This window comes from Aeromonas sp. 82P (assembly GCF_051919365.1).
Lineage (GTDB): Bacteria > Pseudomonadota > Gammaproteobacteria > Enterobacterales > Aeromonadaceae > Aeromonas > Aeromonas veronii.
Window position 1 is genome coordinate 3471080 of record NZ_JBQBEV010000001.1, and the last position, 16872, is coordinate 3487951.

At 56.0% G+C, this 16872-nt stretch carries 12 protein-coding genes; 4 read left to right on the forward strand and 8 right to left on the reverse strand.

Annotation, left to right across the window (positions count from 1 at the left end):
- Positions 1–3: 3 nt before the first annotated feature.
- From cas1c to ACTG2S_RS15815, 8 genes are all read right to left on the reverse strand, one after another.
- The gene (cas1c, locus tag ACTG2S_RS15780; RefSeq protein WP_429195177.1) at positions 4–1038 is read right to left on the reverse strand and encodes a type I-C CRISPR-associated endonuclease Cas1c; all 1035 of its coding nucleotides are present in this window, start codon (positions 1036–1038) and stop codon (positions 4–6) included.
- The gene (cas4, locus tag ACTG2S_RS15785; RefSeq protein WP_429195178.1) at positions 1035–1664 is read right to left on the reverse strand and encodes a CRISPR-associated protein Cas4; all 630 of its coding nucleotides are present in this window, start codon (positions 1662–1664) and stop codon (positions 1035–1037) included. The genes cas1c and cas4 overlap by 4 nt, the downstream gene beginning before the upstream one ends.
- A 3-nt stretch (positions 1665–1667) precedes the next feature.
- On the reverse strand, positions 1668–2549 hold the full coding sequence (cas7c, locus tag ACTG2S_RS15790) for a type I-C CRISPR-associated protein Cas7/Csd2 (RefSeq protein WP_231720527.1): 882 nt from the start codon (positions 2547–2549) through the stop codon (positions 1668–1670).
- Positions 2546–4276 (reverse strand): type I-C CRISPR-associated protein Cas8c/Csd1, encoded by a 1731-nt coding sequence (gene cas8c, locus ACTG2S_RS15795; RefSeq protein ID WP_231720526.1) that lies wholly within the window; start codon positions 4274–4276, stop codon positions 2546–2548. The genes cas7c and cas8c overlap by 4 nt, the downstream gene beginning before the upstream one ends.
- Positions 4273–4938, reverse strand: a complete 666-nt coding sequence (cas5c, locus tag ACTG2S_RS15800; RefSeq protein ID WP_047435395.1) for a type I-C CRISPR-associated protein Cas5c — start codon at positions 4936–4938, stop codon at positions 4273–4275. Before cas5c ends, cas8c begins: the two co-directional genes overlap by 4 nt.
- Before the next feature lie 14 nt (positions 4939–4952).
- The gene (cas3, locus tag ACTG2S_RS15805; protein ID WP_231720525.1) at positions 4953–7214 is read right to left on the reverse strand and encodes a CRISPR-associated helicase Cas3'; all 2262 of its coding nucleotides are present in this window, start codon (positions 7212–7214) and stop codon (positions 4953–4955) included.
- A gap of 61 nt (positions 7215–7275) precedes the next feature.
- Complete coding sequence (locus ACTG2S_RS15810; RefSeq protein ID WP_407958828.1) at positions 7276–8136, reverse strand: helix-turn-helix transcriptional regulator; 861 nt, start codon at positions 8134–8136, stop codon at positions 7276–7278.
- Positions 8137–8362: 226 nt separating this feature from the next.
- Complete coding sequence (locus ACTG2S_RS15815) at positions 8363–8554, reverse strand: DUF3283 family protein (protein ID WP_439982879.1); 192 nt, start codon at positions 8552–8554, stop codon at positions 8363–8365.
- Between the two features lie 116 nt (positions 8555–8670).
- On the opposite strand from ACTG2S_RS15815, the gene umuD reads away from it, so the two are divergent.
- The 4 genes from umuD to ACTG2S_RS15835 all read left to right on the forward strand — a co-directional run bounded on the left by umuD (position 8671) and on the right by ACTG2S_RS15835 (position 16414).
- Positions 8671–9114, forward strand: a complete 444-nt coding sequence (umuD, locus tag ACTG2S_RS15820; protein ID WP_421231539.1) for a translesion error-prone DNA polymerase V autoproteolytic subunit — start codon at positions 8671–8673, stop codon at positions 9112–9114.
- Complete coding sequence (gene umuC, locus ACTG2S_RS15825; RefSeq protein WP_439982882.1) at positions 9095–10354, forward strand: translesion error-prone DNA polymerase V subunit UmuC; 1260 nt, start codon at positions 9095–9097, stop codon at positions 10352–10354. The genes umuD and umuC overlap by 20 nt, the downstream gene beginning before the upstream one ends.
- A 611-nt stretch (positions 10355–10965) precedes the next feature.
- A complete protein-coding gene (locus ACTG2S_RS15830) occupies positions 10966–15210 on the forward strand; it encodes an ATP-binding protein (protein WP_439982885.1) in 4245 nt (1414 codons plus the stop codon).
- Entirely contained in the window at positions 15203–16414 is a 1212-nt protein-coding gene (locus tag ACTG2S_RS15835) for an EAL domain-containing response regulator (protein ID WP_005353540.1), read from the forward strand. Before ACTG2S_RS15830 ends, ACTG2S_RS15835 begins: the two co-directional genes overlap by 8 nt.
- Positions 16415–16872: the final 458 nt, after the last annotated feature.

Consider the following 16872-nt stretch of genomic DNA (forward strand, 5'->3'; position numbering starts at 1 on the left):
ACCTCACCGATGAATATAGGGCGGATATTCCACCAAATCACCGCGCAGATGTTGCGCAAGCAACATTGCCTGCACATGCGGCAGCAGGCCGACGGCTACTTTTTCACCCAAGAACGGATGGGTAACTTCTTCCTGCTTTCTGGCTTGCCAGCTCTGTAACAACAACCGTCGGGTATCCTCTTTCATAGCAACGCCACCCAGCATATCGGTTGTAAAATCACCCACCTTGACCTGCTGACGATTGATCAGGGTCAACACCAATCGATCCACTATCGGCGCCCGAAACTCCTCCAGCAAGTCCAACGCCAAGCTATCCCTTCCCGGCCGTTCTTCGTGCAAGAACCCCACTTGTGGATCCAGACCCACCCCCTGCAGCGCGCCACTGATCTCTTTCGAAAGCACGGAATACATAAATGACAACATGGCATTGACGGGATCCTTGGGGGGACGCCGAGTCCGGCCATCAAAAACGAACCCCGTTTGCGAGTTGATTAGCTGACTGAATACCCCGAAATAATGACGGGCCGCCTCCCCTTCAAAACCCAGGATCCGCTCCGGATCGCTCTGGCTTTTCAACTCAGCCACGATCTGCCGTAACCGATGCGCCGCTGCAGAGACATCCGGATTTGAACCATACGTTCGAAGATGCCGTTGCAGCACTACCCGCGAGGAGTGCACCTTTGCCACGACAATGTTGCGGGCAATATGGTTTTCACGACTATCCACGCAATCCGCGCGGCGAAACTGGGCGCGCCGCAGCAAGACATTCCCGGTTTGTTTGCCCACCACCCGGGCCTGAAAACGGCCGAAGGCATCGTAAAACGCCAGCTGTGTGCCGTTTTCACCACAAAAGCCCATCAACTGCGGCGACACCAGCACATTGCCAAAGCAAAAGATGTTACCCACCGAATGAATGGGTATCTGCAACAATTTTTTGCGTTGCCCCTCGACCGTCTGCTCCACCAGCAGCGTTTCCCGCTCCTTGTGCAGATAGGCGCCATCGCGAGTGATATAGAGGCTGTTTTGCAATTTTTTCACTCGTCGCCCTCCTGCATTGAGAATAGATCCGCTACGTAGGTTACTGAACGATCCCTGGCCTGATATTCCGGCTGACACCACTCTTGCAATGAACAAGCCTGACAATGCTTGCCCGGCTTCACATGTGGGGTCTCACCTGATTTCAGTAATAGGGCAACCTGCTCGATGACCTGATGGGTCTGCTCCCGCAGTACCGCATCCAGCACCACTTCTGTCCGACGCCGTATCTGCCAATACCAGAGCGCCCCCCGCGGTATGGACTGGCCGGTCATCTCCTCCAGACACAGAGCCTGGGCACACAACTGGATAGCATCGGCATCATGGCTCTTGGGTTTGCCACGCTTGTATTCCACAGGCAGTAACTCCCCACTGACCAGATCCTTTTCCAGCAGATCAAGCTTGCCGGTCAGGCCAAGACGAGGGGCACTGACCAGTACCCCACGCTCATAACGCACGCCCTTGCGCGTCTCCGGCTCACCCTGATCCACACGCTGATGCAGCAATAGCCCCTGCGCTGTCAGCCAGTTTTCAGCCCAGACTTGACCGTTATGAATCAGGGCACATTGCCTTGGGCAAAACGCATAGTGCTGCAAAGCAGAAAGTGGGATCAGGCGGGGATCGTCCATGCGTTACTCAACAATCCGCAACAACGAAACACCTTGCGGTAAAGCCTCATCGACTACTGTGACCTGGTAATCGGCATAGTTGCGGGCAGGACCTTCACTGATCCGCTCAATATGGATGGTCTCGAACAGCTTGCGTGCCGGGGCATTGCCTAGTTCACAGTCATGTCGGAAGACATAAAGCGCGCAACAACTCATTTCACCGCGAGCGGCCGAATGGTCATGATCAAACATGTTGGCAAGAGACTGCCACAGCAACTCCAGATCCTGCTCGTCAAAACCGGTCTGTTTGGCAAGATGCGCAGAAATATAACCATGACAACGGTACAGGCCATACGGCACGGTATTCTTGCGGCCCATGGTCCGGTTATCTCCTTCCTGCTTGAGCGCCTCGGCTTCTGTTGCCACTGCACAGCGTGTAATGGAGTGCTCCTGAGCGACAATCGGATCGATCGACCTCGCAAAGGTCAGTTGCACCGGTCCACGCACCTGGCCACAGTTGACCCCGGTAGACATCACTGCCCCAAAGGTACGAATGTCATAGAAGTTTTTGCACATCCACTGCCGGGCTTCATCCACCGCATCGCCACCCTTGCGTTTCTTGTCGTTCCCCTTGAGCAGTTCACTCTTGCTAATACCCTCGTAGGCGCGTTCGTGAGTCTTGTTCAGTACTGCCTTTTCCTTGACGTAAATTTCAAACGGCGGCTGTTCTTCTTTTACCAGTCCTACAAAATTACGAACCTTGCGCTTGAGACAAACATCAGTCACTAAGCCCTGTCCGGTTTCCGCATCGACACGTGGCAGGTTACCTGCATCAGGATCACCATTCGGGTTGCCATCCTTAACATCGAACAACAGTACAAATTCATAGCGGTTGGACAGGCTCATGCTTTTTCTCCCTGATTGGTCTCTTTTTTGGCGAATAAATCTTGACGTTGATGGTAATAGCCGATAGCAAATAGCCCCTGTTCTTCCAGACTGAGGTGCGCTGGGAAGTCCGCAATATCAGTCATGATGCTCTGAATGCGCTTTTCGACAACGGTTCGGAAAGCCGGGTTATCTAGTTTTTTCAGATGATGGGTATGCAGGCGCAGCAGGGTGCCAAATACGGCCTTGGGTGTACAACTGGCGCTACTGTAGTAACGGTCACGGATGGTGGCATTCAGCCCAGGATTGGCATCGGCTTGCAACTTTTCCAGAACGGCAAACAGCCGTCCCAACAGATAACCGATACGTGACTCTTGCAGATTGAGTGACACAGTCACCTCCTTGCGATGATTGACTCGGAATTGACGATTCAGCCAGGCCTTGATCAGCGCAGCCCGATGATCATTAACCTGACCTTTTTCAGCCTTGAGGCGCACTAGTAGCGCGGTAAAGAGTGCATTGGGTAACGGCCGCCCGGAGAGAATGGCGCGAACCACTTCGCCAGCCAGTTGCGGAGAGAGATTTTCATCCTTACCCAGTGCGGCGACCGAACGCAGCAAGGGCTTAAGTGGCATAACCCCACCATGCCGAGCACCGACAACGGCCAGATCTGTAAACCATTGTCCCAGACATTCGGAAAAACTGGCGACCGTCCCTGCTTGCCAAAAACGGACAGATATTCGCGCAGCATTCGGTGCCAATCCCAGCAGATAGAAGCGCTCATCTCCATCCGGAGCCTGATAGGTTCCGTTATACAGAGAGGCAAAGAGCACCTGCACCGCTCGGATATTTTCATCAGGGTTGTCTTTGGAAACATCACCAAAAATCAATGGCAACAGCGTCTCCAGTTCAGCGCACTTGGCCGCCCAACAGATCACAGAGGTCTCGCCCATCTGCAGGCGATTGGGGCTATTAGTACGCAGCAGATGATTCAGCGCTGTAGTGTATTCAAAGGCGGCCTGCTCCCCGATCGGTGAGTTGGCGCCCTGCTGCTTCCATTTACCCCAGGAGCAGAATGATTCCTGGTTAAAGGAGACAATATTAGCCCCGGAGCTCTGAGCTCCCCATACCCCTTTGATGGCCGGATGCGTTACCGCCAACGCGGTTTTTTTTCCGGATACAAGGCAACGGATCTGCTCGCCATCTCGCTGCCCCAGACACTGTTGATAGGCCGCTACTACTTCAGGACGATTAAAGACAATGCAGGCACCATCCTCAGCCAGCCGAAATGTCAGCAGCGGATTGGTATCCTCAATCACCGGCCACAAGGGATCAACACTCAGCGGTTGCTCCGGCAACTCGTAAAATTTCAGTACCGCTGCAATAGCGGGGTTGTCCGGAATAGTGGAAAAGGTTTCACGGATGGTACGAATAAAGCAGCTCTTTTGCTCCTGTGTTCGCTCCGGTTTACCCTTCTTGTCTACTCCCAGCACATAATCAGCTGGATCCCACAGCACATTGGCCAACACTCCAGATGTCTTTTTGACTCCCTTTGCCAACATAAACTGGCGGGGCAGCGGCTTTTTCCCTCCCAGAGTTCGTGTGTCTTCAAACTGGATGAAGTGGCCATCCTGATTGATGACAATCACAAACGGGATCCCCTTCTCCTCAAAACCGAAGGGCGCCAGGGCGTCATCGGGATCCTTCTGTTTTCGTTGATAGTATTCACATAATGCCTGCAGGATCATCCACACACCTCCTGGCTATCACGGTGCGGTACCGCGATCACGCCCTGCTGCATGGATGCCCGATAGAACAGCGGTGTCGGTGCATCCGACGATGAGTAATCCAGGTCATACAGCATCCAGCCCAGATCCCGATCCTCAACGAGGGCAGGCTTATTCTCTGTGCCCCTCGCATCCACCAGAGAAAAATCACAGACAAACTCGCGGCAACCCAAATAAGGCTGATTGATACACTGCCCACGTTCGGCCCGACGGCGAAACATCTCGGCAAACTTGTTAGGGTTATCGGTCGCACCAGCCTGCGGTGTCATTTCAAAATTCGCATGCAGACGATAATGCACATCCCGCAGCAGCAGCCCAGCCCTCTGCTTCCGATCTTCCTCGACATATAGACCCAGCGCCCCCCGGCCTGCTTTCATAACCGAGGTGACATTGCGGGAGGAAATCACACTCCCTACCTCATTGCGACGCAGATTAATCCATCGAATTGGATTAAGGACTTCAATCTTGGTCACCTGCCAACGAATTGCAGGCTTCCACATGATCGACTCGAACACGCTGCGCGCCGCTGACGGGGTAATCACGTCATAACTGACGCGCTCGACTTTCATTTCCGGCCTAGTAAAACAGGCAAAATCGCCACTGACCTCCAGACAAAATCCCATCCGGGTTTCCTCCATTAAATAACTGATGCCTCAGCGGATAACAGCACATCCGGCATTTCAACACCCCATACCGAGTTGTAATGACTTTCCAGCAGCACCATCATGCCGGATTCAAGTTCAATAGCGCCCAGTTGCTGTAGCTTAATAGCCAACGACTCCGGCACCGTAACGGTGTACCGTTGCAGTCTTCGGTAAATCCAGGTCGCCCCCGGCTCTAGCGCCAGCTTCGACAACCACATGAAAGTTGGGCTTTCTTCGGCCCCCGGGCTGCGATAGGGCACAATTAGCGGCACGCCCCGGTTATCGATCAGACGGAATTTCTCGGCAGCCGTTCTAAATTGAATTGCCACCGGTGCGCTTGAGGAGCGTTCCGCCTTTAGCAAACGGCAGATACCATATTTGTCGCGCTCACCCTTTGCATTGAGCAATTCAAAAAAACGGACAAATGATTCCGGCGCCAGCGGGTCCGACAATAGCTCAGCCTTTACCAATTCCAGGGTGCATTGCTCGGCTTGGCGCAGCAGACCAACTGGCGCCGACTGTTGCGGCATAAAGACCCATACCTTGCCAGGCTCTGACAACCTGCCTTCCCGGTTACAACGCCCAGCCGCCTGCGCTATCGCATCCAGCCCGGCCATGGCCCGGAACACAACAGGAAAGTCCAGATCAACACCGGCCTCAATCAACTGGGTACTAACAACGCGCAGTGGTCGTCGCCCCCCCGCCTGCCGGGCAGCGAGCCGGTTGCGGATTTCACCAATTACTGCTGAGCGATGCTCAGCACACATATGCGCAGAAAGATGTAGATTGTTGCCATCATCAGGTAGGCAGGTATACAACTCACGGGCATGGCGACGGGTATTGACGATGCAAAGGACGACCTCTTCAGCAACAACCTTATTGGCAATTTGTTCCCAACTGGTCGGCTCGGTCGCGATCTGGATATCGACACGCTTCAGTTGTCGGGCCAGATGTTCGGGCTCAGACATCATTTCGCGTACATCACGCAATCCCCCCAATAACAGCCGACCAAACAGATCCCGACTTTCTGCCAATACCGGTTGAGTCGCCGTACACAGCACCCAGCTCACACCAAAAAAATCTGTCAGTTGCTGCATGGAACGGGTGATCGGTTCGTGGAAATCCCGGGGCAACTGCTGTGCTTCATCCAAAATAATGATGCTGTCGGCCAGATTATGCAGTTTGCGGCAGCGACTGGGGCGTGATGCATGCAATGATTCAAACAGCTGCACATTGGTGGTTACAATAATTGGCGCATCCCAGTTTTCGGTAGCCAGACGGGCATGAGCCTCCTCTTGTCCATCCAGATTGCTGTGATGCTCCAGAACCGCATCATCACCCAGTACGCGCCGAAATACAGCCGCGTTCTGCTCTATGATGCTGGTAAAGGGAATGGCATAAATAATTCGCTTTTTGCCATGACGGAGCGCATGTTCCAAGGCAAACCCCAGGCTAGCCAGCGTCTTGCCCCCCCCCGTTGGCACCGTCAGACTGAACATACCCGGTGCCAACTCAGCCGCAGCCAGAGCCTGTTGCAGAATGACATTACGCAATGATTGCAGGGGCGAGGCCGAGGCGTTCATTTGCAGCGTGGCCATAAAATCTTGATAACGCTGTTGTAGTTCTGTAACTGCGGGATAGTGACCACGCTGCGCATATTGCGCTGGCGACATATAGCGTTCGGTATCCAGAAAATCTGCATCGACGAGACATGAAAACAGCATGCGCAGCCATATGGAAACCGAACCCGGATTGAGTCTGGGCATATTCAGTACTGCATCATGACTACCCAGAATTTCATCTGGGATGCTGGCTGCTAATGCCTCGGCATATTCTGTCCTGCCTGAAACCAGACGCGCGGACAAAGCACTCGCTCCTTCATACCAATCCGGCAAGCCGGCATGGTGCCCAGCGATGAGATAAGCCAACAGGTGGCCCACTCCCGGCCCCAGCTTTTCAATCGCATGAATAGCGCCTCCCATAGAATGCGGCACCCGCCCGAACTGTTGCTCCATGTGGGCATTTTCGGCCTCATAACCAGACTTTGACCGCAGATAACTTTGCCAATTTTCACTGTATTTGCCGAGATCATGCCAGCGACCAGCTAATTCAGCCCAGCCAGCCCCAAAGGAGTGGGCAAACGACGCGGCCATTTTTGCGACATGTATTAAATGCTCATCAAGCAGATGAGGTTCAGCCCATGTTCCATCATCATTAATCCTGACGTGGGCAATATCGGTGCTTTTTGTTGGCACTTTTCCTCCGCATCCCGAATTTCCGTTCACATATCAGCTGAGCACTTCCATTATTCTCCCCTCACTGGCTCACCGGCTGGGCTACCTCTTCTCCTGCTCCATGTTTTTCCAGTCCTGCTCTCATGGCGTGGATGACGGCGCTGCGCAGTGATGGTGGAGCCAGTACCTCGACCTCTCCGGCGAAGCGCATCAGGTCGCGTACCAGTTCGCGCTGATCGGCATAGGGGAAACTAAGGCGAATATGGCCGCTTGGCTCTATGGCCTGGATCTGCGCTCGGTGCCACTGCACATCTTTGACCCAAGGGGTAGCTGATGAATCAAAGCGCAGCTCGGCCTGCTGCAAATCAGCTCCGGCGAAGATGCCATAGCCGTTGGCAAAGAGCGCATCCAGCTCTGGTGCCCCACATTCGCAGGCGGCTTCATCCAGCGCTTTGGGTTCGACAATTCGACTCAAGGCAAAGAGACGCAAGGCCTCTCGTCCATGACACCAGGCAAGCAGATACCAGTTGTCTCGATACCAGCAGAGACGCTGTGGCGATACTTTACGCTCTTCGGACTGATGTTGTGTGGGGTGATAGAGAAAGTGGAGTTGACGCCTGGAAAACAGCGTTTGTACCAGCGGTAGGAAAAGCTCAGGGGGCACGTATTGGCGTCCGATACTTTCTACACGCAGGCGGTCCGCTTCATTCTGCCACTGGGGACCCAGTAAATCTCCGATGCGTGCCTGCAACTGGGCCAACCCCTGCTGCTGAAGACCCGGTTGCACATCTTGCAGCAGACGATTGGCCATCAAGAGCGCAAAGGCTTCCGATTCGGTAAGCCAGACACCCGGCAAGGTAAATCGGCCATCATCAGTATCGTAGCGATAACCACGAGCGGTCGGGTCCCAGATTATTGGCGCCTGATAACGGTCTCGCAGCAATTCCAGCAGCCGTTTGAAAGTGCTGGCTGAGCACGCAAGTCGTTCGAGTATGACGGAGCGTGGAACAGGGTAACGGAAGTCCAATAGTAACTGGTGTAAGGCAAGGGCTCGGTTAAGTTGTTCCATTCTTCTGTTAAGTTATTGGTTAATAACGACTAGGCTACCACTTAAGGAATGGAAAAACCCTATCGAGTCTCACATATACGCGACCTTTAAAGACCGAGCGTTATCTTAGTTTCTTGTATTTCGCTACTTGTTCGAGGAAGTAGCTGCCCAGCTCACCCTTATGCTGGCGTGCTTCGCTTTCTGCGCTGGCCAAGTGACCGTTGCGCTCCTTCCATACCGCATATGCGGCGCCCTTCTCGACCTCGACCCGTTCTTGCTGCTCTTTCGGTAGGGCACACAGATTGTGACTCATACTGACCTATTTGTTATTTGTTGGCGACATGGTACGCCATCACTGGCATGCGGGACTTGCGCTGGTTCAAAGGTGGTGCGCTATAATGCCTGTATATAAATACAGGCGTTGTTACCATGAAGCTGTTAACCCCAGACCCATCACCCGCCGATGTGACCATCCCGCTGTTCTTGCACCGCGCCTCTTGCGGCTTTCCCAGCCCAGCCAGCGACTATCTGGAAGGGAAGTTGGACCTCAACACCCACTGCGTGCCGCACCCTGCAGCAACCTTCTATCTGCGTGCCGAGGGGGAGAGCATGACCGGGGTCGGCATCTTTCCCGGTGACTTGCTGGTGGTCGATAAGAGCCTCACCCCGCGCCATGGTGATGTGGTGATTGCACTACTCGATGGCGGCTTCACGGTAAAGACCTTACAGCTCAAGCCTAGGTTGCGGCTGTTGCCAGCCAATCCGGCGTTCGCGCCTATCGACCCTTGTATGAGCCTCTCCCTGGAGTTGTTCGGAGTGGTCACCCATGTGATTGGCAATCTGAGGCAGCGTGATGGCTATAGCGCTCGTTGATGTAAACAACTTCTACGCCAGCTGTGAGCGGCTGTTTCGTCCTGAGCTGCGTGGCCGCCCGATCGTGGTGCTCTCCAACAACGATGGATGCGTGGTGTCGCGCAGCCCCGAAGCCAAGGCGATGGGTATCAAGATGGCCGGGCCCTACTTCAAGATCCGCGAGCAGTTCGAGGCGCATGGCGGTGTGGCATTCAGCTCCAACTACGCGCTCTATGGAGACATGTCTGGCAGGGTGATGAGCACGTTGGAGACCATGGCCCCCGAGCTGGAGGTCTACTCCATCGATGAAGCATTCCTGTCACTGTCGGAGTCGTTTGCCGGGGACCTGACAGCCTATGGACAACAGATCCGGCAGCGAGTGTGGCAGTGGACCGGCCTAACGGTAGGGGTCGGGATTGGCCCCACCAAGACCCTCGCCAAGCTGGCAAACTATGCAGCCAAGAAGTGGCCTGCCACGGGCGGCGTCGTGGACTTGCGTGACGAGCTGCGCCGTGCCCGGCTGATGGCTATCACCCCGGTGGACGAGGTGTGGGGCATAGGACGGCGCTTGGGAGCCAAGTTGGTGGCACAAGGCATCAACACCGTTGCTGACCTGGTGGCTAGCGACGCCAAAGGGTTACGCGCCCAATACGGCGTGGTGGTCGAGAGGATCGTACAGGAGCTGCGTGGCCTGCCTTGCGCAGAGCTGACCGTTGAACCGGCGGCGAAGCTGCAGATCCTCTCGAGCCGTTCCTTTGGTGAGCGCGTGACTGACCGTGGAGAAATGGCCCAAGCGTTGTCAGGCTTTATGGCTCGCGCAGCCGAGAAGCTACGGGCCGAGGGGATGTGTTGCCAGCGGGTGCACCTGTTCGTGCGAACCAGCCCCTTTGATGAACGAGCCCCTTACTACAGTGAGCAAGCTGGCGTCCGGCTGGTGTGCCCTAGCGATGATACCCGGTTGCTGCAGCAGCAAGTGAACGTGCTGCTACCGCAGATTTGGCGCGACGGTTACCGCTATCAGAAGGGTGGGGTCATGCTGAGTGAGTTCACCCCAAAGGGGCAGCAACAGGCTGACCTGTTTGCGCCGTCCTCCGCTCAATCGGACGCGCTGATGGCCGTGATGGACCAGATCAAAGCCAAGGGATTGGGGCGAGTAGGCTTTGCCAGCCAGGGCACGGGGTCGCCTGAGTGGATGATGCGACAAGAGCACCTGAGCCCCTGTTACACCACCCGCTGGGAGGACCTGCCGGTGGCGAGATAAAAGCCACAGAAGGTTGAACAGTCTATTCAAAGCTCGCTGGACAGGTAAATTTTGGACGGGGAATTTTTTTCCAAACGAGGAACTGATACAACAGAGAGCGCCAACTTTCGCAAGAGTCAGTTACCTTTTGAGGAAGGTGAGAGTTAACATTTCCTCCACGGCCAATTAACCACATATGGCCATGCCAACCCAGATAACACTGTGTTACTGCAGAAGTTCTGATGTTAGGCATACGGTTAGGCATATTGAAATTTTCTGAATTGGCGATTTTTATTTTAAATCAATAAATTAACTATCCAGTTCAACATCCCCCAGCCCAAACGTTTGGAAAGGGCCACCTCGCAAGAGGTGGCCCTTTTTATTTGTCCATGTCCATGTTGTTTACCGATATCAAACTGGTTGGATTTTTTCCAATATCCCCCTTGAACTAACCTTTGGCAAAAAATCAGGCGCATCACCGCGCAGGCTTTATCATCAGGCTGCCATCCCAGTACTAGCCGGACTCACAGCCGCACATTGGCATGTCATGACCCAATATTGAGTAAATTGATGTTGGCCGCTGCATTTTAATGCACTTACAATATGCGCCCAATTCTGTTGGATTCCTTCTGATGCTCCGCCAATGTGATCGTCTATTCCTGTTTCTCCTGCTACTGCTCTGGGGCGTGGCGGCGCACGCCATTACCAGTCTGAATGAAGACGAGTTTGATCTGTCTGAGCGCGCCTGGCTGTCATCACACCAGGAGTTGGTCATCGGCATGCCGATGATGGGTGACCCTCCATACAGCTATAAGGATGCAGATCAACGCTTTACCGGCCCAGTCCCCGATATTGCGCAGCAGATTGCCAGAACGCTCGGGTTGACCCTGCGCTACAAGGTTTACCCCTCCTACGTGGATGCGCTGTCCGGACTTGACCACGGCGCAATCGACATACTGGTGAACGACCAGCCAAGCGAACAATGGCGATCCAATATTGTCTCCCTCCCGTTTTTGCTCTCCATGCCGCGCGGCGTGCTGCTCAACAATGGCAAAACGAAGTTGTCACGACAGGATGCCCATGGTTTGCACTGGATCTGTGTCACGGGAGTCAATGCTTGCAGTGAATTGAAAAAACTGGGATTTCCCCGTGTGACCGAGGCAGAGAGTCGCAGCGAAGCAGCCTTTATGCTCAAAAAGCGCATGGCTGACGCCTATCTTGCCGACATGCCGTCACTGGTGATGGTGAAAGATCAGCACCCCAAGGCTGGCTTCACCATTGCCACTCCGGAATGGGTAAGCGGCACGTCTCTCTCCATCAATATGCACAAGAGCGCCCCGGCACTGGTCAGCCTGGTGAGCAAGGCATTCAACGAGATACCGGTTGAAGATCGTCGTCACATGCTGGCCGCCACTACGACTAGCCAACATGCGGACTCAGGAGCGGTGAAGTCTGTGCAGTTTACCCCTGAGGAGCAGGAGTGGCTCAACCAGCATCCTGAGCTGACTTACGGCGTCTCTCCGGACTGGACCTCCATGAGCGAATTCAATTACCGGGGCAGGCTGGTCGGTTATGTGGCGGACCTGATGGCGCTGATGCAGCAAGTCTCCGGGCTGAAGTTCTCTCTGGTTCGCACCAATAGCTGGGGTGAAACCCAGAATATGCTGAAGCTGCGGCAGATCGATTTTATTCCGGCCATCTCCCCCAACCACGACCGCGGCCAGTTTGCGCTGTTCACCCCCGGCTATCTGTTTGTCGATCGGGTCGTTATTGCCCCCAAAGGCAGTACCGATATCACCGATCTCTCACTGCTGCGAGGGAAACGGGTCGGCATGGTGCATGGCTCGCTGGATAAAGATCTACTGACCCACATCGGCGCCCATCCGGTAGAGGTCAACAATGACAACCGCTTGCTGGAGCTGCTGGACACGGGCGATGCCGACTACGTGATGGTCACCCTGCCATCCATCAACAAGCGGGTGAGCGAACGCTATCAGGTGGTCTATGCCGGCAAAGACTTGCGCTTGCCGGTCGCCATGGCTACGCGCAAAGATCCCATGCTGCAGCGGATCCTCACCAAGGTGCTCTATTCGATACCACCGGAGGAGCTCAATAAAGTGGAGAGACGCTGGCTCTCCATGAGCGTGCAGACCGGCATCAATAGCGAAACAGTGCTGTTCTGGTTCGCAATGGGCGGCGCGGCAGCCACCCTGCTGTTTGCCCTGTTCTGGGCCTGGAACCGCACCCTGAAACGGGAGATCGTGCAGCGACAACGGGCCGAGAAGACACTCAATGAGCAGTTGGTGTTCGTCCAGACCCTGCTCGACTCCCTGCCCAATATGGTGGCATTGCGGGATCACGAGCATCGCCTGACCCTCTGCAACCGGGCATACCGCGAGCTGTTTATCGGTGACGGATCCGCAGGAGATGGCTGGGGTTATATGACCGAGGACGAGCGGCAACAGATGCTATGCGAGGAGCGTGCGGTCTGGGAAACCGGCGAGATCTTCCAAGGATCGGGTTATACCCAGCGCGAGGGGGATGTTCCCCTTCACGTGGTCTACGTCAAGTTGCCCTATCGCGCAGCAGACGGCGCGATTCAGGGGGTGCTGACGGTATTGACCGATGTCAGTGCCCTCAAGGCCGCCGAAAACAAGGTGCGGGAAGTGGAGGGCAGGCTGCGGGATATCACCGACAGCATGCCGGGTCTGGTTTATCAATATCTCTGGCAAGGGGCCGGCAAGGGGAAATTCCTCTATCTGTCCCAAGGCGCCAGCGACATTCTCGGGATGACCCACCAAGAGTTGATGGCAGCCGAGTCTGGCGGCGTGATCCTCGGCTTGAACGACGAGGCGTTGGCAACCTTTATCGATAAGGTGGCCAAACATGCGCAAACCCTTGAGCCGCTCGATATGGAGGTGCTGGTGCCCTCTGTTCAGGGGGAGCGCTATATCCAGATCCGCGGCAACTTTGTGGCGCAACAGGGCCATGATCGCCTGCTCAACGGCGTGGTGCAGGACATCACCGCCATCAAGCAACAGGAGCATGAGCTGCGTGAGGCGCGCGCCGCGGCCGAGCAGGCGATGCAGGCTCGCAGCCTTTTTCTGGCCACCATGAGCCATGAGCTGAGAACCCCCATCTCGGGCATGCACGGCATGCTGGAGCTGCTGCGCATGAGCGAGCTCAATGATGACCAGCGCTATCTGCTGCGCAATGTGGAGAGCTCGGCCAACCACCTGCTCTATCTGGTCAACGATATCCTCGACTTTTCCAAAATCGAGGCGGGTCAGCTGCACCTCAATCGCCAATCCTGCCGTCTGCAACCCGTGGTGTGCGACGTGATCCGCGGCCATGCCGCACTGGCCTACAGCAAGGGGCTGAAAGTCACGCTCCAGTGGGAGGATCAACTCCCCGACCTGGCCGATATCGATCCGGTCAGAGTGGGCCAGGTGGTTTCCAATCTGCTCAATAATGCGGTGAAGTTCACCGAGCAGGGCACCATTTCGATCCAGGTCAGCTGTCACGACCAGCAGCTGGTTATCGCGGTGACGGATACCGGCATCGGCATCGCCGAAGAGAAGCAAGCGCTGCTCTTTACCCCGTTCGAGCAGGTGGAATCCGATATCAATCGCCGCTTTGGTGGCACCGGTCTGGGCCTGGCCATCTGTGATCAGCTGGTGAAGAAGATGGGCGGCACCCTGACGCTCAAGAGCCAGCTCGGTGAAGGGGCCTGTTTCCGCTTCAGCATCCCGCTGCTCAATGGCCTGTGGGAACCACCCGCACTGGCGGGCAGCGAATGGTGGTGGCTGGGTAGCGATGCCACTTTGCAGGCCTCCATGGAACGGCTCGGCGCCCGGTTAACCCCCCTCGATATCCACCAGCTCACCGCCGATCTCGACGGCCTGCTGTTGGCGGAAGAGGCCGCGCTGGAGTCCAGTCTGGGGAACGATTGGCACACCTTGCTGCAATCCGGCACCCTCAAGGGGGTCATCCTCTCCCCACGCGAAGCGTTGCGGGGACGCATGGGCTCGGAGAACTGGTGGCGCCTCGGCCAATCCCCCCTCTACCCGGATCTGTTGCTCGAAAGCTGCCGCGAGCTGATCACCGGGCGAGCAGTGACCACCCATGCCGCCAGCATCGAGAAAATGGGCGGGCGGGTGCTGGTCGCCGATGACCATCTGGTCAATCGCGCCCTGCTGACCCGTCAGCTGGCGATTCTGGGGGTGGAGTGCGAGGTAGTGGAAGATGGCGAGAAGGCATTGCGCGCCTGGCAAACCCGGGATTTCGCCCTGCTGATCACCGACTGCCACATGCCGCACATGGATGGCTACACCCTGACCCGCCACCTGCGAGAACAAGGGGAGCAGGCCCCCATCATCGGCGTCACCGCCGATACCTCGGAGGAGGCGGCAGCCAATATGACAGCAGCCGGCATGAACGGCATGCTGTGCAAACCCTATTCGCTGGAGTCACTGCGCCAGATGCTGCTGCGGTGGTTGCCCGCGACTACGATCACAGAGAGAGTGCCCGCTCGACAGGCCATCAATCTCGACATGATCGGTCGCTGGCAAGATCTGTTTGGCGATGAAGAGATTGCCAAAAGCATGGCAAGGGAGTATCTGGCCTCCAACCGGAAAGATTGCCACGCTATGATGAGCGCGCTCTCCTCCGATGATAGCCAGGAGCTGGTGGAGATCGCCCACCGCATCAAAGGGGCAGCCAGAATGGTCGGGGAGCTCTCCCTGGCCGAGCAGGCGGCGCAACTGGAATCGGCGGCCCGCCTCAAACAGTTGAGCGAGCTAGCGCTGCTGACACAGAGAGTGGAAGAACAGATGAACAATATTGAACGTGAAATGGGATTGTGGCTCGATGAGTAGAACGGCAGACGAGTTGGTCATCATGGTGGTCGAGGATCACGGGTTTCAACGCAAGACCCTGATGCACCAGATCCGGGCGCTCGGTTATCAGCAACTGCTGGAGGCCGCAGACGGCATCGAAGCCCTGGCGCTCTGCCAGAGCCACACTGTCGACATCCTGTTCTGCGATCTGCGTATGCCCGGCATGGATGGCATGGCGCTGCTGCGCCGCCTCTCGCTGGGTGGCTTTCGGGGCGGTATCATCCTCTCCAGCGCGCTGGAAGATGACGTGGTGGAGGCCGTGCTGCGCATGAGCGCGGCCTATGGTCTCCATGTGCTGGGTCGCATCGAGAAACCCTCCAGCCCACAGCGACTGCGCCAGTTGATCGACTCCTGGGCACCCAAGTCGGCCCCCTCGGGCAAGGACGATGGCCTCGTCCTCTCGGTGGACGAGCTCAAACGCGCCCTCGACAACGACCAGTTGCTGCCCTGGTATCAACCCAAGGTCGGCTTTGCGTCCGGCCAGTGGGTGGGGATGGAAGCGCTGGCCCGCTGGCAGCATCCGGAATATGGGCTGATCTCCCCCGGCATGTTTATCCCGCTGGCGGAAAACAACGGCCTTATCGACCAGCTGACCGATGTCATCATCAACAAGTCGCTGCAGGATTGCCATCTGTGGGGGCAGACCGGCCTATCCCTCAATCTGTCTATGAATCTCTCAACCACCTCGCTGATTGAGGGAGATCTCTGCCACTTCCTGATCAACCAGTGCCAGCGTTGGGGCGTCAATCCCGAGCTGATCACCCTGGAGGTGACCGAAAGCTCGTTTGTCGAGGATATCGGCAAGGCGCTGGAGGTGCTGACCCGGCTGCGGATGCACGGCTTTGGCCTCTCCATCGATGACTTCGGTACCGGCTACTCCTCGATGCAGCAGCTGGCGCTGCTGCCGTTTACCGAGCTCAAACTTGATCGATCTTTTGTCGATCGCTGCTATGCCGATCCCTCCCGTCTGGCCATTATCGAATCGAGCATCGAGCTGGCCCGCAAGCTGGGGCTGAAATCAGTCGCCGAAGGGGTGGAAGATGTACAGACCTGGCAACTGCTGGCCAAGCTGGGGTGCGATATCTGTCAGGGCTTTTTTACCGCCCGCCCTATGCCGCGCAGTGAACTGCAGCACTGGCATCAGATCTGGCAAGCCCGACTGCCGACCCTGATATCCGGCTGATCTCCTGCGACCAACCCTTTGGGCCAACAGGGCACCGATCGACAACGTGAATGGCCGCCTTGGAAAAGGTGGCCATTTTCTTTGTGTCGGGCTCGCCACTCACGCATGCCCGCCCCCTATCCAGCAACCGTCTATCCAGCCGAGTGCCACCCACCCCCTTTGCTCCGCATGCACCGCATGCCTTGAGCCACCATTTATGCAAAATAAGTTGCATCACAAATGGTGCTACTGGCGGATCACGCCTATCGCGAGCGAGAGCAGCCTCTCTTCTCCCAGATGCATAAACTGACAATAAGACAATGAATCTCCTGATTTAACAGGAATGGTTCTCAACGATGCGCCGAGCCGATGAGGTAGACAAGACAACCTGAAATCGTTTTCCCTTTTGAACAATAAGCTGTCTAAAATCAAATAAAGTTGTAAATAATCTTTGTTATGGTGAGCGTATAGCAAGCGGC